Here is a 15,663-nt window from a genome sequence, read left to right as displayed (position 1 = left end):
AAAAGCTCATACAGCGATTTGCAAGAATGCAATCAATGATAAAACGAAATGAATGTGCCGATATGCCGTGAGACGGCAGGCGCAATACGGAGGTACTTCTGTGGGAAGAAAAGAAGCAAGAGAAATTGCACTTCATCTGATTTTTGAACTGAGCTTCAAGCAGTTCAGTGACGAGGAACTGCTGTCTGACCGTCTGGAAAAGTCGGTTATGGATTCGTTGGCGGGCGATATTGCATTGTATGCAGGAGAACTGCCGGAAGATCAGAAGGTATATATTCGCAATACCGTTATGGGTGTCTGCGCACATTGTACAGAGCTGGACGCAGTTGTCGAGGAGCATTCCACTAACTGGAATACGAACCGCCTGTCCCATATGACGATGTCGCTGCTGCGGCTTGCTCTGTATGAGATGCAGTACGTCGAGGATGTTCCGGTTGGAACTGCAATTGACGAAGCAGTGGAGCTGGCGAAAAAATATGAATCCGAGGAAGTTCCGGGGTACATCAATGGCGTACTCGGCGCTGCTGCACGCGAGCTGGCGGCAGACTGATGGCACGTTTTCTTGGTATTGACACTTCCAATTACCGCACTTCTGCGGCACTGTTTGACAGTGAAAGCCGCGCATGGCACAATGCCGGACGGCTGTTGGAGGTGCCGGAGGGTCGTATCGGACTGCGGCAAAGTGATGCGCTGTTTCAGCATGTACAGCATCTGCCGGAACGGATTCTCGAACTGGAAAAGGGCTTCGGCACACAGATCGCGGCAATTGCGGCAAGTACCCGGCCACGTGCAGTTGAGGGGTCTTATATGCCGTGTTTTCTTGCCGGAGCAGGTGTTGCACGCAGTATGGCACATGCACAGGGAATCCCATTCTATGAGGTTTCACATCAACAGGGGCATTTAGCGGCAGCAGCATTCTCTGCAAACGCCCTGCATTTGCTGCGTGAGCCGTTTCTGGCATGGCATTTGTCCGGCGGCACGACCGAGTTGTTATATGTCAAACCGGATGCACCGCTATTTTCGGCGGAAATCATTGGTGGCACGGATGATCTGGCAGCAGGCCAGTTGATTGACCGTGCCGGAAATCTGCTGGGGCTTCCATTTCCGGCAGGAGCACAGCTGGAACAGCTGGCAAATGATTGTACGGAGCCGGAAAAGCCGTTCCGTCCGAAGGTAGCAGGCTGTCGGTTTTCACTGTCCGGCGCACAGAATAAAATTGAAAAGCTGTATCAGACAGGCGCGCCGCGTGAAACCGTTGCGCGCTATACAATTGATATTGTTGGCAGTGCTGTGATGGATGCAACGCGGCAGGCTGTGGAAGAATTTCATTTGCCCGTGCTGTGTGCGGGCGGCGTGATGTCCAACCGTCGGCTTCAACAGCGCATGCGCGATGCATTTGATGCACAGTTTGCCGAACCGACACTGTCGGGCGATAATGCAGTAGGTGTTGCGGTCCTGGCGGCATTGCTGAGTGGGGAGCTGTTATGAAGCAACAGACAGTTTATACGGTTTCACAGGTCAATCATGCGATAAAACAGATGCTGGAAGAGCATGAGCCGTTTCGCAATTTGTATGTACAGGGCGAGATTTCCAATTATAAGGCACATTCCTCCGGACACAGATATCTGACCCTCAAGGATAAAGATGGTGTGCTTTCTGCGGTGATGTTCCGTTCAGATGCTGCACGACTGCGTTTCCGACCGGAAAATGGTATGAAGGTCATTGCGCGCGGACGCATCAGTTGTTATCCAAAATATGGACAGTATCAGATGTATATTGCGGATATGATGCCGGATGGTATTGGCGCACTTACCATTGCCTTTGAACAGCTCAAGCAGAAATTATATGCCGAAGGACTGTTTGATGAGGCGCGCAAAAAGCCGATTCCGCGTCTGTCACAGAAAATTGCTGTTGTCACTTCACCGACCGGTGCGGCAGTGCGCGATATGCTTCGCATTCTCAGACGTCGGTATCCGTTGGCGCAGGTGCAGATTTATCCGGTTCTTGTGCAGGGCGAAGGGGCAGCGGCTCAAATTGCAGATGCCATTGCAGCAGTAAACCGGCGCGGGGAAGCGGATGTGATTATTACCGGACGCGGCGGCGGTTCGTTGGAAGACCTGTGGGCATTTAACGAAGAAATTGTGGCGCGTGCCATTGCGGCATCAGAAATTCCGGTGATTTCTGCCGTAGGGCATGAACCGGATGTTACGATATCAGATTTTGCCGCCGATGTTCGCGCTTCCACGCCGTCCAATGCGGCAGAAATCTGTGTGCCGGATGTCGCAGAGCTCCGGCGTTTTCTCCGCACGGCGGACAGCATCCTGCGCAGCGATATAGAAGCGGTTTTGCAGGGCAAGCGTGCACAGTTGGATGCACTGGACAAGCGCAGAAAGCTGCGAACTCCGATCGGATATATTCAGGACAAACGCTTTGAACTGGAGCATGTAGCTGGACAGATGACTGCTGCCATGCAGCAAATTCTTGCGGCGAGAAGACAGGAATTTGTACGGCAGGCGGCATATCTCGACGCGTACAGTCCGCTCAAGGTTCTGGCACGTGGTTATTCTGTCGTAACGAAGGATGGCACAGTTGTCGCAAGCAGTGCCAAATTGCGCCGTGAGGACGAAATCTTTGTCCGGTTTGCCAAAGGCGGCGCGGTGTGCACGGTGAAACAAGTCAAGCGAAAATGCTGAGGAAATAGATATGGAAGACATGACATTTGAACAGGCGATGAAACGTCTGGAGGAAATTGTAGCCCAGCTGGAAGCCGGAGAGGTGCCGCTGGATAAGAGCATGGCGCTATTTGAAGAGGGAACGAAACTCTCTGCTTATCTGTCTGGCCTGCTTGACCGCGCCGAACAGAAGGTAACGATGGTGACAACGCAAAATGGCGAAGAAGTTGAGCTGCCATTTGATACGCAGGAAGGAGAATGACAGATGACACTGAATGAACAGCTTGCAGCCTACAGTGCAATGGTGGAAAAAAAGCTGATGGAATATTTGCAGCCGCAGGAAGATAAAGGTCAGAGTGTAATTTTTGAGGCATGCCAGTATTCTGCAATGGCAGGAGGCAAGCGCCTGCGTCCTGCACTGGTGCTGGAGTTCTGCCGACTGAGTGGTGGAAAGATCGAAGCGGCGCTGCCGTTTGCGTGTGCACTGGAAATGATTCACACATATTCTCTTATTCACGACGATCTGCCGTGCATGGATGATGATGACCTGCGCCGCGGCAAGCCAACCAATCATAAAGTGTATGGCGAAGCGATGGCAGTGCTTGCCGGCGACGGCCTGCTCAATCTGGCATTCGAGACCGCGTCTGACCCGGCAAACACCGCGCTGGTCAGCGCTGAAATACAGCTGAAAGCTGTCCGCGCGTTGTCACGCGCCTCTGGTATGGAAGGCATGATCGGCGGTCAGGTTTTGGACATGAAGGCTGAAGAAGAACAGATTTCGCTTGACCAGCTCAAAACCCTTCAGGAACTCAAGACAGGCGCACTGATTTGTGTTGCAGCACAGCTTGGCTGTCTGATTGGCGGTGCAAGTGAAGAACAGACGGCAGCAGCGCTGGAATACGCACGCTGCATCGGACTTGCGTTTCAGGTTCAGGATGACATTCTGGATATCGAGGGCGATGAGGAAGCACTGGGCAAGCCAATCGGCTCGGATGCTGAAAACGGCAAGAGTACATATCCGTCGCTGCTCGGCGTAGAACGCTGTCATGAGCTCGTGCGTGAGCTGTCGGAGCAGGCCATTCAGGCATTGACGCCGTTTGCAGATACCGGCATGCTGCCGGCACTCGCACGTACACTGGCCGAGCGCAAGTATTAAATCAATCTAGAATAAATTGTAAACAAATGGAGCGACAACTTGCAAATTTCTAAACAATATGGTAAATTATGAAGCGGTGGCGCAGTATTCTAGTCAGTTCTTTACGTTCCTAAGACGGGCCTAAAAATCCGTAGACGGGCATATCGATGAAGTCCCTGGTGTTTGCTTCTTACGCCCAGTTTGGGGTGGATGCTGGGGGTTAAGGTTTCAGGGCGTCTTTCAATGGCATGAAATCACGACCCTGTTACCGTGGAGACCTGTTGCTGTGGAGCACCTATACATCTTCAGATTGATGGATGCTCTACGGGGCAGGAGAAGAACCTGCAATGCGGTGCAAAGTACCTTTACGGTCCAACGACGCTGTGTGCAGTGTAGCCTGCCTTGAGTGGGCATGGTGAATCGGGTGTCCGCAGGTTGTTGTCACGGCCATGGCATAATCTGTATTGACCTGTGAAACCATGTTTGCAAAAGAGGCTAAGAACGTGGGGAGCTGTCGCGGAAAACGCCTAGACTGTCGTAACTGGGCAGGCAGAGGATTGCAGTACGGACTAAGTGGCAATTCGGTCCCGGAATCGGTGACGACCCGGCACAGACCATAATGGGAAACCGCCAGCTGGCAACGGCTGGTCGCCTGCGGGGAAATCCAACCGAACCTCAAGCCGTAAGATTTACTCTGTCTGCTGCCACCCTTGATGAAAAAGTAATACGGCACCATTTCGCTGTTTTTGAAGTGTCCCTGTCAAGGAGACTGAGTAAAAAACAAAAATATCTGGTTACATAATCCCGCCTTGCTGTGCAGCAGGGCGGGATTTTTATGCTGTTTTATTTGTAAATCTGCGGAGCTTCTGTCAGCGCATAAATCGGAATTTGAATCAAAGTTCAAATTGTATATGGATACCCGCTGTGTGAAGAGGGACAGCAAATAAATCACAGTAAAAATCAAAGGAATCAAAGACAATATGTATTTTCTTTGGTATATTATAGATACTGTGTGAGATAAACAGACGAACGATTCAGGAAAGTTGGCACGGTCGCCTGAGGGAATCCTGTGTGGTTGGGAGAAGGAATATAATGAAAAAGAAGATGAAATTTCCTGCTCTGTCGGGAACCCAACTGGGGATGATACTGACCGGCAGCCTGTGTCTGCTCATTGTCGGTATGATTCTGGTGATACAGAGCCGTCTGGAACGTCAGATTTCGACAGATACAGAACAGACCATATATTATGACAGGCATTATGCGATGCTGCTGGAAGATAACGAAGATCCGTTCTGGGCATCCGTCTACGACAGTGCGAAACAGACAGGAGAGGAGGAAAATGTCTGTGTGGAGCTGGTTGGAGAGAGCCTGCCGTTATCACTTGATCTGGCGGACAAGCTGTCCCTTGTCATTCATTCCCGCGGATGGCATTATCATCCGCTCGGACGCATCGCAGGAGGTAAATGATCTGATTGCAGAGGCAAAGGAGCAGGATATTCCCGTTGTTTCTGTGATAGATGATTACAGCGGACAGACACAGGATTATGTCGGCGTCAGCAGCTATGATGTTGGACAGGCGTATGGACAGCTTGTACTCGACTTGCAAAAGACAGACGAAGTGCAGAAAGTCACAATCTTGCAGACGGCGGAGGATTCAGAAAACACCATTCGGAGTGTAGAAGCCAGCCTGTTGGAAGTGCTGCCGGATGAGATTGCTCTTGACAGAAAAATAATCGAGGGCAGCGATACATTTTCGATTGAGGAGAACATACAGGATTTTATCCTGTCGGAAGATGCGCCGGATGTACTGATTTGTATGAGCACCGTTTCTGCAATCTGCGCCTATCATATAGTCGTGGATTGCAATCGGGTCGGTGACATTCAGCTGCTGGTGAATTACGCGACTGGCGAAATACTCGATGCAATTGAAAAGGGCGGTATCTTTGCATCCGTATCATTAGATACGCAAAAGCTGGGCAGCAGCTGCGTGCAATGCCTGGATGATCTTGTGTGCGAGGGGAAAAAGAGCAGCTACCGTTCGATTCCACTGAAAGTGATTACCATTGACAATGTGGCGGAGTACCGCAGCACCCTGGAGGGAACGCAATGAAAAAGCGGATTAGATCGCACCTGCAATATTGTTCTCTGAGAAAAAAGATTGGATTCGTGTTCGGCATGACAATGATGCTTGTATGCCTGGTCAATCTGGTTACTTATATGAATCTGAATCGGCTTGAAAAAACGGTCAATTCTGTCTATGACAACAATCGGAATCTACAGCAGATTCTGACAACCATGGAGGAAATCCAGTCCAATGTCTATGCATATCTGAATACCAGAGGAACGGATGATCTGGAAGGCTATTATCGAGCCAGTGCGGATTTTCGGGAATATATGGAAGCGTTTAACGACCAGCCGACCAATGATTTCATTCAGCTGCGGGAGAAAAATATCCGTTCACAGGGAGAAACCTGGCTCGGCTTTACAGAACAGGCGATCAATGCCAAACGTGGACGGGACATCGCGGGCTATGGTCGGGCATATCAGCAGGCGGAAGAGGTGTACCAGTATTTACAGATAGAACTGGAAAGCCTGAGTACAGAGCTGTTTTCCAGAAGAACAGAACAGTATCAGATGCTTTCACAGTCTCATCAGCGCATTTTGGTGCTGAGCATTTGTGAAAGTCTGATGGTGCTGCTTTTCAACCTGTTGGCGCTGCTGTGTTGCCTCGATCACTTTACACAGCCGCTGGATGCGCTGGCGGGGCATGCAGAACAGGTTGGTAAGGGAGAACTTGACCTGCCGCCGCTCACGGTACAGAGTCATGATGAGGTAGGCATTGTGAGCGATGCATTCAATCGAATGGTGCAGAGCTTGCAGAAATACATTGTCCTGCTTCGGCAGCAAATGGAGGCGGAAAGCCGGCTGAAGGAGGAAAATCTGTTGATGGAAGTGCATCTGAAGGATGCACAGATGGGTGCGTTACAGGCACGCATCAATCCGCATTTCCTCTACAATACCATGAACGCAGGCGCACAGCTTGCCATGATGGAGGATGCAGACCGGACGTATGCATTTTTGGAAAATGTCACAGATTTCTTCCGATACAACACCAAAAACAACGGCAAAGAGACCTGGCTGGAAGAGGAAATCACACAGGCGGAAAGCTATATCTATATTATGAATACGCGATATGCCGGCGAGATTGATTACCAGTCCTGCTATCCGGAGCGCCTGCCGCGCGTCCGCATTCCGGGCATGGTGTTTGCAGCCGCTGATGGAGAATGCAATCGAACATGGCATACGCGGGCTGGAAGGATATAAGCGGCTGCGACTTTCTGTCAGAGAAGAGGAGGATCGAATCATTGTCGAGGTGGAAGACAACGGCGTCGGAATGTCCGCAGAAAAGATCGAACGCCTGATGCAGGAAACAGAACAGTTCCATCCGGTCGGTGAAAGGGGAATTGGTTTGCACAATGTAATCAATCGCTTGCGCCTGTATTATGGGACGGAAGATGCGGTCATGATTTACAGTGAGGGAAAAAATAAGGGAACACGGATTCAAATCAGGATTCCGAGGGAGGTACAGGATGTATCGGATCATGCTGGCAGATGATGAAGGGTTGGAACTGACTGCACTGAAATATATGATAGAACGAAAATTCGGCAGCCAGTGCGAAATACAGACGGCACGGAGCGGACGGGCTGCGATTGAACTGGCGGACAGCTTCCGGCCGGATATTGCGATCATGGATATTCAGATGCCGGGTATTAACGGGATTTATGCAATGCAGGAAATCTTACCCAATCACCCGGATATGCAGTTTATCGTCCTGTCCGCGTATGATAACTTTGACTATGCACAAAAATCAATCAAGCTCGGCGTGCAGGAATATCTGACCAAACCGGTAAAAAAGGATCTTTTGCTCAAGACGCTGGAAGATGTCACGGAAGAGCCGCAGCAATGATCTGCAACTGCGCGAAAAGTTGGAAACCGCACTGCCGATGCTGGAGCATGGCTTTATCTATTCCGTCATCATGGGGCAGGATACAGCGGGACTGATGGAACAGTATCGGGAACTGCTGGGGATTCATCAGAAATATGGCTGTTTTCTGGTGCTGGCGGCACAGCCCCCGAAGAAGGATGCGGACAGTATCCAGTGGAACCTCAATCTGAACCGCATGTATGAGAGAATACGCGAATTGACGCATGAGATTTTCTCCGCTATCTGCGGCCCTTTGATGGGGGATAAAGTGTTGTGCGTGGTGATGTGCGACACGCAGGAGGACGAATATACAACACGCCTGCATATGATGGAGCAGGCAAAGGAGTTGAACCGAAGGCTGACTACAGCCGTCGGACAGCAGTTCCAGATTGGAATCGGCTCAGTTGTTCCGGTCAAAGAGCTGGCACGGTCACATAAGCAGGCAATCAATGCACTCCGGCAGAACAAAGGTGAGGTGTGTCATTTCAATGATCTGCCGCTGCAAAAAAGCTGAGAGAAAGGGTATCCGGTTGATCTGGAATATCAGCTATATGAAGAAGTCAGGTGCGGGGACGAAAATGCAGTTCAGACCGCAGAACAATTTTTTGACTGGATGCTGATGATCCATGGAGAAAATGTGACGGATATCAAGCTGAAAACACTGGAACTGGTGCTGCAGTGTGAGAATCGTGCGTTCCACACGGGCGGCCGAGAATACCGCTTTCTGGAACGGCATGGCTATCTGGAACAGATCAATAAAACCAGCGAGATGAAGGAGCTGAAGAAATGGTTTCAGGATAGAATCCGCAATGCGCTGGAAAGTATACATCTGACAAAGGAACACCAGACGATTGACATGGTAAAACGGGCGGAGCAGTATATTCAGCAGCATTATACGGAGGAGCTCACACTCAACCGAGTGTCTGAGATCATCCATGTCAGCCCGCCATACATCAGCAAACTGTTTAAGGAAAAGCTGGGCATGACATTTTTGGAATATCTGACGCGGCTCCGTATGGAGAAAGCAAAGCAGATGCTGCGGGAGACACAGGAGAGTATTCGCAAGATTGGCTGTGATGTGGGGTATCAGGATCTGAAGTATTTTAGCCGGGCCTTTAAGAAATATGAGGACGTCACACCGAGGGAATATCGAGATAATGGGAGCAATATGGAATGAAAAAATACTGGCGGCAAGTCTGCTGCTCTGTCTGCTGCGGAATATGCCTATGACATCGTCAGCGAGGAATTGCAGAAAGGCAATAAAATTGACGGCGTCATGTGCGGCAACGACGATCTGGCCGGTCAGGCGTTCCAGGCGCTGTCGGAATACCAGAAAGCAGGACAGGTGGTGCTGGTAGGACAGGATGCAGAGCTGTCAGCATGCCAGCGGATTGCAGAGGGAACCCAGACGATGACCGTCTATAAGCCATTTATCGAACTGGCAAGTCTGGCGGCGGAATATGCGGTGCAGTTGAGCCGGGGAGAGACACCGCAAACAGAGGACACCGTATACAATGGAAGTATCTTCGTTCCGTGCTGCATGCTTGAGCCGACCGCGGTCACAGCAGATAATCTGGACGAAGTTATCATCCAGAGCGGCTTCCATTCGCGTGCACAGGTGTACCGCAATACTCCAGATACGGACAACAAATAGCTGTACGATTTTAAAGAGACCTTCGGGTCTCTTTCTTTTTGTGCTAGTCATTGTAACATATGCATTTTGCTGAATAGAATCATCCAAAAAACGGCTTGATTTGTCTATTTTGTTTGGCGCATAGTTGGCGTATCATAAATACAACAAGGAAATCCTGAAAAAAAGACAGGATTCTACAAGCGGAAATGGAGGTATCCATTATGAAAAAGAGATTGATGGCTATGCTGATGGCAGCGGTTATGGCGGTCAGCCTGACTGCCTGTGGCGGAGGCGGAAGCTCAGCGGGCAGCGACAGCAGCGGCGGAGACGGCAAGGCAAAAATCGGCCTGTCCATGCCGACGCAGTCGTTGGAGAGATGGAACCGTGACGGCGCATATCTGGAAGAGCAGTTCCAGAATGCCGGCTACGACACCATTCTGACCTACTCGGACAACGATTCCGGTAAGCAGGTCAATGACATTCAGAATATGCTTGCTGATGGCGCCGATCTGCTGGTCATCGCAGCGATTGACGGCGAGGCGCTGAACACCGCGTTGGACGAAGCGGCAGAGGCAGGCGTTCCGGTCATTGCCTATGACCGCCTGATTAAGAATGATGCGGTTTCCTATTACGTATCCTTCGACAACTACACCGTAGGTACCCTTCAGGGCCAGTTTGTCATTGACAAGCTCGATCTGGACAACACCGACAAGACCTACAATATGGAATTTACTGCGGGCGATCCGGCAGATAACAATGCGGGCTATTTCTTCAATGGCGCATTTGATACGCTGAAGCCGTACATTGATTCCGGCAAGCTGAATGTTGTTTCCGGCCAGAAGGATTTCAACACGGTTGCTACCGAGCAGTGGAACACCGACGTCGCACTGGAGCGCGCACAGAATATTCTTGGTTCCTACTACGCAGACGGTACACAGCTGAATGTATGGCTGTGTTCCAATGACTCCACCGCACTGGGCGTTGCACAGGCTATTGAGTCCGACTACAAGGGCAACAACGATATCATCATCACCGGGCAGGACGGTGACGAAGCAAACCTGAAGAACATCGTCGACGGCAAGCAGACTATGACGGTATATAAGAACGTATCCAATGAATGCATTGCCACGCTGGATCTGGTAAACGGCATTCTGGATGACAAGACAATCGATCAGGACTTCATCGATAAGGCTGGCTGGGAGTTTGACTGCGTATATGATACCACCTCCTACCAGACCTCCGATGGAAATAACTGCAACTCCCTGCTTCTGGTTCCGGCAGTTATCACCAAGGACAACTTGCAAGATCTGGTCGACACGGGTCTGTACACCATGGGAGACGACGGGTATCTGTCTGTAGCACAGTAAGAAACCGTTTGTTATTATCATTCACCTCTGAGCTTGCGGCAGACGGGGCAATGCCCTGTCTGCCGGCTCGAAAAGCGGCGATGGAGATACAGGAAGGAGGAGACCTGTTTGGGCAGACATCATTCTGGAAATGAAATCCATTACAAAGGAATTTCCGGGTGTCAAGGCACTGGATAATGTCAATCTGGTTGTCAAACGTGGCGAAATTCATGCGCTGATTGGAGAGAACGGCGCAGGCAAATCCATCCTGATGAACGTCTTGTCCGGTATTTATCCGGCAGATTCCTATACGGGTGAGATTTATTATAATGGGGAGCTGTGCCAGTTCAAAACGCTGAAGGACAGCGAAGCGAAGGGCATTGTTATTATTCATCAGGAGCTGGCTTTGATCCCGCTGCTGACAATTGGAGAAAATATGTTCCTCGGCAATGAAATTAAGACGAAATCAGGTTTCATTGACTGGGATAAAACGTATCATGAAGCAGAAAAACACATGGCGCAGGTAGGTCTGTATGAATCGGCACAGACGCTCATCAAGGACATCGGCACCGGCAAGCAGCAACTGGTTGAAATTGCAAAGGCATTTTCCAAAAATGTCAAGCTGCTGATCCTGGATGAGCCGACCTCTTCACTGAACGATGAGGACGCAAAGATGCTGTTGGATCTGCTGATCGCCTTTAAAAAAGAGGGACTCACCTCGATTATTATCACACACAAGCTCAACGAGATCATCTATTGTGCGGACAAGGTTACGATCATCCGCGATGGCGCCACCATCGAAACGCTGGTCAAGGGCGTAGATGAACTGAGCGAAGAGCGCATCATCAAGGGAATGGTCGGCCGCGCTATGGAAGACCGTTACCCGAAGCGCGAACCGTGCATCCATCCGGAGGTTCTTCTGGAGGTAAAGGATTGGACCGTGCACCATCCGCTGTATCCGGAGCGCATTGTCGACGACCATATTTCCTTCAAGGTACATAAGGGAGAAGTGGTCGGCTTTTCCGGCCTACAGGGCGCAGGACGTACTGAGCTGGCAATGTCCATCTTTGGACGAAGCTACGGACAGAATATCAGCGGCGAGCTGTATCTGAACGGCAAAAAGGTACATCTGAAGAATCCCAAGGACGCAATTGAACATCATATGGCATATGTGACTGAGGACCGAAAGGTCAACGGTCTGGTTCTGGATGAGAGTATCCGGTTTAACACGACCCTGGCAGCCATGCAGAAGATTTGCAGCGGCGGCGTGATTGACAAGGACAAGGAAGTTCAGGTCACAGAGGATATGACTCGGGCAATGGGAACCAAGACCCCGTCCATTGAGCAAAAGGTCAGCCATCTGTCCGGCGGCAATCAACAGAAGGCTCTGCTCGGCAAATGGATGTTTACCGAACCGGATGTGCTCATTCTGGATGAGCCAACCCGAGGCATCGATGTCGGCGCAAAATATAATATTTACTGTCTTGTCAATAAAATGGTGGCGAGTGGAAAGTCCGTTATTATGATCTCCTCGGAGATGCCGGAACTTCTGGGCATGTGTGATCGAATCTATGTCATGAACGAAGGCAAGATGCTGGCTGAACTGGATGCGAAAACTGCAACACAGGAGAGCATCATGAGCTATATCATCCGTTCCACCGTAAAATAATGCAAAGGAGCGTGCAAAATGAAAAAGGAAACCAAGTTTAATCTTGTGGCGTTTATGACCAAGTATTCAATGGTCATTGCCCTTGCAGTCGTTTTTGTCCTGTTTTATTTCCTGACAAACGGAAGACTGCTGTATCCGCAGAATATGTCCAACCTGATGCTGCAAAACGGCTATGTTCTGGTTATGGCTTGCGGCATGCTGCTCTGCATCCTGACAGGCGGCAACATTGACCTTTCTGTTGGCTCTGTTATCTGTCTGGTCGGCGGTGTCGCAGTCGTTATGATTACCAATAAGGGTATGAATCCAATCCTGACCATCGTTATCTGCCTGCTGATCGGCCTGATTGCCGGTGTATGGCAGGGCTTCTGGATTGGTTATGTACGCATTCCGCCGTTCATCACTACACTGGCCGGCATGTTCATATTCCGCGGTATTGGCCGCCTTGTTCTGGACAGCAAGACAGTTTCCGTACAGAATAAGACCTTCCTGAACATTTTTACAGCATATATCAAGATTCCAGGTCTAAAGCTGGGCATCATTGCAGTTTCCCGTGACTGCTTTCCGATTGCACTTTCCACGCAGCGCCGCGAGAACATTGTAAAGGCATATGGCGAAGAAATTTATAATTGTACCGTAACCGTAGAGAATGAGTTGGATATGCTCAAGGCAGTTGCAGATGTAAAGAAAGTCGGCTGCAATGCGCTGGTTGTCTTCCTGGGGAATTTCGGTCCGGAGACCCCGGAAACACAGATTGCACAGAACTTTGACGGTCCATGCATGTTTGTCGCAGCTGCCGAAGGCGACGGCGATATGATTGACGGACGCGGCGATGCGTATTGCGGTATGTTGAACTGCTCATATAATCTGGGCATGCGGCATCTGAAGGGTTATATCCCGGAATATCCGGTGGGAACAGCTGAGGAAGTCGCACAGATGATCCGGGAATTTGTCCCGGTTGCCCGCGCCATTATCGGCATTTCCAGTCTGAAGATTATCACCTTCGGCCCGCGCCCCCAGGACTTCTTCGCCTGCAATGCACCAATCAAGGGACTGTATGAGCTGGGTGTTGAAGTAGAAGAAAATTCCGAACTTGATCTGCTCGTTTCGTACAAGGAGCATGCGGACGATTTGCGTATTCCGGCAGTCTGTGAGGATATGGCGAAGGAAATGGGCGAGGGGGTCTATTATCCTGAACTGAGTGCCCGCATGGCACAGTTTGAGCTGACGCTGCTCGACTGGGCAGAAAACCACAAGGGCAGCAAGAAATACGTTGCATTTGCCGACAAGTGCTGGCCGGCATTCCCGAGCCAGTTCGGTTTTGAACCATGTTATGTTAATTCCCGTCTGGTTTCCCGCGGAATTCCGGTCTCTTGCGAGGTAGATATCTATGGCGCGCTGTCCGAGTATATCGGTATGTGTGTATCGGGTGATACCGTTACGCTGCTGGATATCAACAATTCAGTACCGAAGTACATCTATGACGAAGATATCAAGGGCAAGTATGCATGCGATCTGACGGATACCTTTATGGGATTCCATTGCGGCAACACGCCGAGCTGCAAGATGTGCGCAAGCCGTGCTGTGAAATACCAGTTGATCCAGCACCGTCTTCTCGAGCCGGAAGGCTCAGAGCCGGATTTCACCCGCGGTACGCTGGAGGGCGATATCGCTGCCAGCCCGATTACGTTCTATCGTTTGCAGTGTGATTCCGACGGCGTCCTGCGTTCGTATATTGCAGAGGGCGAGGTACTTGACGTACCGACCCGCTCCTTCGGCGGAATCGGCATCTTTGCCATTCCGGAAATGGGCCGTTTCTACCGCCATGTGCTTATTCAGAAGCGTTATCCGCATCATGGTGCAGTTGCCTTCGCGCATGTCGGCAAGGCGCTGTTTGAAGTGATGAAATATCTCGGCGTACAGGATATTGCATACAATCAGCCAAAGAACTTGCCGTATCCGACGGAAAATCCATTCTCCTGATGTTCCCTTTCCTTACTTCCTTTTTGTTTCCCATACCTGCCCAGTGCGGTATGGGAAACAAAGATACCAAAGCTGCTGCATAAGGATTGTGATTGAAATGATGAAAAAAGAGCACAGAAAACATCCCCTGACGCAGATGAATCTGTTGCTGCGCACCGTGATCGGTGGATATCTGTTGTATCTGGTTTATCTGCTTCGGAATGAATTCGGAACGCTTCCGTTTACCATCGCAATGGCAGTATTCCTGATAGCAGCAGTGATACTGATTGTCGATTCTGTCAAACGAATCCTGACCGGACAATATGACATTCCCGGCGCACAGGATGAGGAAGGGACGGATGAACAGGAGGAAGTATGATTACAAAAGACTTTTTTGGAACAACCTGCGGAGGAGATCCTGTTACGCGATATACGCTGACCAACCGGAATGGTATGACTGTATGTGCGCTGGATTACGGCTGTGTCATTCAGTCGATTGTGATACCGGACCGGGATGGAAGCGCAGTGGATGTTGTACTGGGATATGACACGCTGGAAGGCTATGAGCAGGGAAGTGTGTTCCATGGCGCATTTGTCGGACGGTATGCCAACCGCATTGCGGCAAGCCAGTTCCCTTTGAACGGAAAAACCTATCTGCTGCATCCAAATGAAGGAAAAAATCATCTTCACGGCGTCTATCCCACGAGTATGTTTCAGGCTGAGACCACGGAAAACAGTATTGTATTCCGCAGAATAAGCCCAGACGGGGAAGAAGGCTATCCAGGTAACGTAGAGCTGGCAATCACGTATACACTGACGGAAAACAACGAACTGGTTTTGGATTATCAGGCAGTGTCGGATGCAGATACGGTCATCAACCTGACCAATCACAGCTATTTCAATCTGGATGGTCATGGTGCCGGTTCTGTCGCAGAGCAAATGCTGTGTATAGGCGCATCCCGATTCACTGTTGTGAAGCCGGACAGCATTCCGACAGGAGAGCTGCGGCCGGTAGCGCATACGCCGTTTGATTTTCGCACTGCGAAGCCAATTTACAATGCCAATTTTGTGCAGGAAGATACGGCACTGTGCAAAGCGAAAAACGGCGCAGTATATACAAAGCGCGGCGCGTTTTGTCTGGAAACCCAGCATTTCCCGGATTCCCCGAATCATCCTGATTTTCCCTCTGCGATTCTGCGGAGGAATGAACAGTATCATGAAACTACAATTTACCGGTTCAGCATTCAAGGCTGATTCTATATA

The 15,663-nt window shown here is 50.3% G+C and carries 18 protein-coding genes and 1 pseudogene; all 19 read left to right on the top strand.

The window, feature by feature from the left end; translation table 11 throughout:
- The first annotated feature begins 100 nt into the window (after positions 1-100).
- The 19 genes and pseudogenes from nusB to CBW42_RS11465 all read left to right on the top strand — a co-directional run bounded on the left by nusB (position 101) and on the right by CBW42_RS11465 (position 15,654).
- Positions 101-550, top strand: coding sequence for a transcription antitermination factor NusB (gene nusB, locus CBW42_RS11545; protein ID WP_165761164.1), 450 nt, complete (start codon positions 101-103; stop codon positions 548-550).
- Positions 550-1,488 (top strand): tRNA (adenosine(37)-N6)-threonylcarbamoyltransferase complex transferase subunit TsaD, encoded by a 939-nt coding sequence (locus CBW42_RS11540; protein ID WP_087021642.1) that lies wholly within the window; start codon positions 550-552, stop codon positions 1,486-1,488. The genes nusB and CBW42_RS11540 overlap by 1 nt, the downstream gene beginning before the upstream one ends.
- Positions 1,485-2,693 carry an exodeoxyribonuclease VII large subunit gene (gene xseA, locus CBW42_RS11535; RefSeq protein ID WP_087021639.1) on the top strand — a complete coding sequence of 403 codons (1,209 nt, stop codon included), beginning with the start codon at positions 1,485-1,487 and terminating at the stop codon, positions 2,691-2,693. Before CBW42_RS11540 ends, xseA begins: the two co-directional genes overlap by 4 nt.
- Positions 2,694-2,703: 10 nt before the next feature.
- A complete protein-coding gene (gene xseB, locus CBW42_RS11530) occupies positions 2,704-2,934 on the top strand; it encodes an exodeoxyribonuclease VII small subunit (protein ID WP_330395860.1) in 231 nt (76 codons plus the stop codon).
- Between the two features lie 3 nt (positions 2,935-2,937).
- On the top strand, positions 2,938-3,828 hold the full coding sequence (locus CBW42_RS11525; protein WP_087021633.1) for a polyprenyl synthetase family protein: 891 nt from the start codon (positions 2,938-2,940) through the stop codon (positions 3,826-3,828).
- A 1,071-nt stretch (positions 3,829-4,899) separates the two neighbouring features.
- Entirely contained in the window at positions 4,900-5,274 is a 375-nt protein-coding gene (locus tag CBW42_RS14735) for a hypothetical protein (protein ID WP_165761163.1), read from the top strand.
- On the top strand, positions 5,213-5,917 hold the full coding sequence (locus CBW42_RS11520; RefSeq protein WP_165761162.1) for a sugar ABC transporter substrate-binding protein: 705 nt from the start codon (positions 5,213-5,215) through the stop codon (positions 5,915-5,917). The genes CBW42_RS14735 and CBW42_RS11520 overlap by 62 nt, the downstream gene beginning before the upstream one ends.
- The gene (locus CBW42_RS11515) at positions 5,914-7,131 is read left to right on the top strand and encodes a histidine kinase (RefSeq protein ID WP_087021628.1); all 1,218 of its coding nucleotides are present in this window, start codon (positions 5,914-5,916) and stop codon (positions 7,129-7,131) included. The genes CBW42_RS11520 and CBW42_RS11515 overlap by 4 nt, the downstream gene beginning before the upstream one ends.
- Positions 7,085-7,423, top strand: coding sequence for a sensor histidine kinase (locus tag CBW42_RS11510; protein WP_165761161.1), 339 nt, complete (start codon positions 7,085-7,087; stop codon positions 7,421-7,423). The genes CBW42_RS11515 and CBW42_RS11510 overlap by 47 nt, the downstream gene beginning before the upstream one ends.
- Positions 7,398-7,775 (top strand): response regulator, encoded by a 378-nt coding sequence (locus CBW42_RS11505; protein WP_087021622.1) that lies wholly within the window; start codon positions 7,398-7,400, stop codon positions 7,773-7,775. The genes CBW42_RS11510 and CBW42_RS11505 overlap by 26 nt, the downstream gene beginning before the upstream one ends.
- Positions 7,750-8,307, top strand: coding sequence for a hypothetical protein (locus tag CBW42_RS11500; RefSeq protein ID WP_087021618.1), 558 nt, complete (start codon positions 7,750-7,752; stop codon positions 8,305-8,307). The genes CBW42_RS11505 and CBW42_RS11500 overlap by 26 nt, the downstream gene beginning before the upstream one ends.
- A 123-nt stretch (positions 8,308-8,430) precedes the next feature.
- Complete coding sequence (locus CBW42_RS11495) at positions 8,431-8,970, top strand: helix-turn-helix transcriptional regulator (RefSeq protein WP_165761160.1); 540 nt, start codon at positions 8,431-8,433, stop codon at positions 8,968-8,970.
- A gap of 27 nt (positions 8,971-8,997) precedes the next feature.
- Positions 8,998-9,447, top strand: coding sequence for a substrate-binding domain-containing protein (locus CBW42_RS11490; protein WP_087021613.1), 450 nt, complete (start codon positions 8,998-9,000; stop codon positions 9,445-9,447).
- 200 nt (positions 9,448-9,647) lie between these two features.
- On the top strand, positions 9,648-10,793 hold the full coding sequence (locus CBW42_RS11485; RefSeq protein ID WP_087021610.1) for a substrate-binding domain-containing protein: 1,146 nt from the start codon (positions 9,648-9,650) through the stop codon (positions 10,791-10,793).
- 130 nt (positions 10,794-10,923) lie between these two features.
- The gene (locus CBW42_RS11480) at positions 10,924-12,441 is read left to right on the top strand and encodes a sugar ABC transporter ATP-binding protein (RefSeq protein ID WP_087021607.1); all 1,518 of its coding nucleotides are present in this window, start codon (positions 10,924-10,926) and stop codon (positions 12,439-12,441) included.
- An 18-nt stretch (positions 12,442-12,459) separates the two neighbouring features.
- Positions 12,460-12,885: pseudogene (locus tag CBW42_RS15030) on the top strand (ABC transporter permease subunit); the annotation flags it as partial.
- A 63-nt stretch (positions 12,886-12,948) separates the two neighbouring features.
- Positions 12,949-14,421 (top strand): L-fucose/L-arabinose isomerase family protein, encoded by a 1,473-nt coding sequence (locus CBW42_RS11475; RefSeq protein WP_242969872.1) that lies wholly within the window; start codon positions 12,949-12,951, stop codon positions 14,419-14,421.
- Positions 14,422-14,518: 97 nt separating this feature from the next.
- On the top strand, positions 14,519-14,779 hold the full coding sequence (locus tag CBW42_RS11470) for a hypothetical protein (protein WP_087021604.1): 261 nt from the start codon (positions 14,519-14,521) through the stop codon (positions 14,777-14,779).
- A complete protein-coding gene (locus CBW42_RS11465) occupies positions 14,776-15,654 on the top strand; it encodes an aldose epimerase family protein (protein ID WP_087021601.1) in 879 nt (292 codons plus the stop codon). Before CBW42_RS11470 ends, CBW42_RS11465 begins: the two co-directional genes overlap by 4 nt.
- The last annotated feature ends 9 nt before the right edge of the window (positions 15,655-15,663 follow it).

The organism is Butyricicoccus porcorum (genome assembly GCF_002157465.1).
Lineage (GTDB): Bacteria > Bacillota > Clostridia > Oscillospirales > Butyricicoccaceae > Butyricicoccus_A > Butyricicoccus_A porcorum.
The sequence above is the reverse complement of the archived record's forward strand: the minus strand, read 5'-3'. Positions and strand labels throughout refer to the sequence as shown.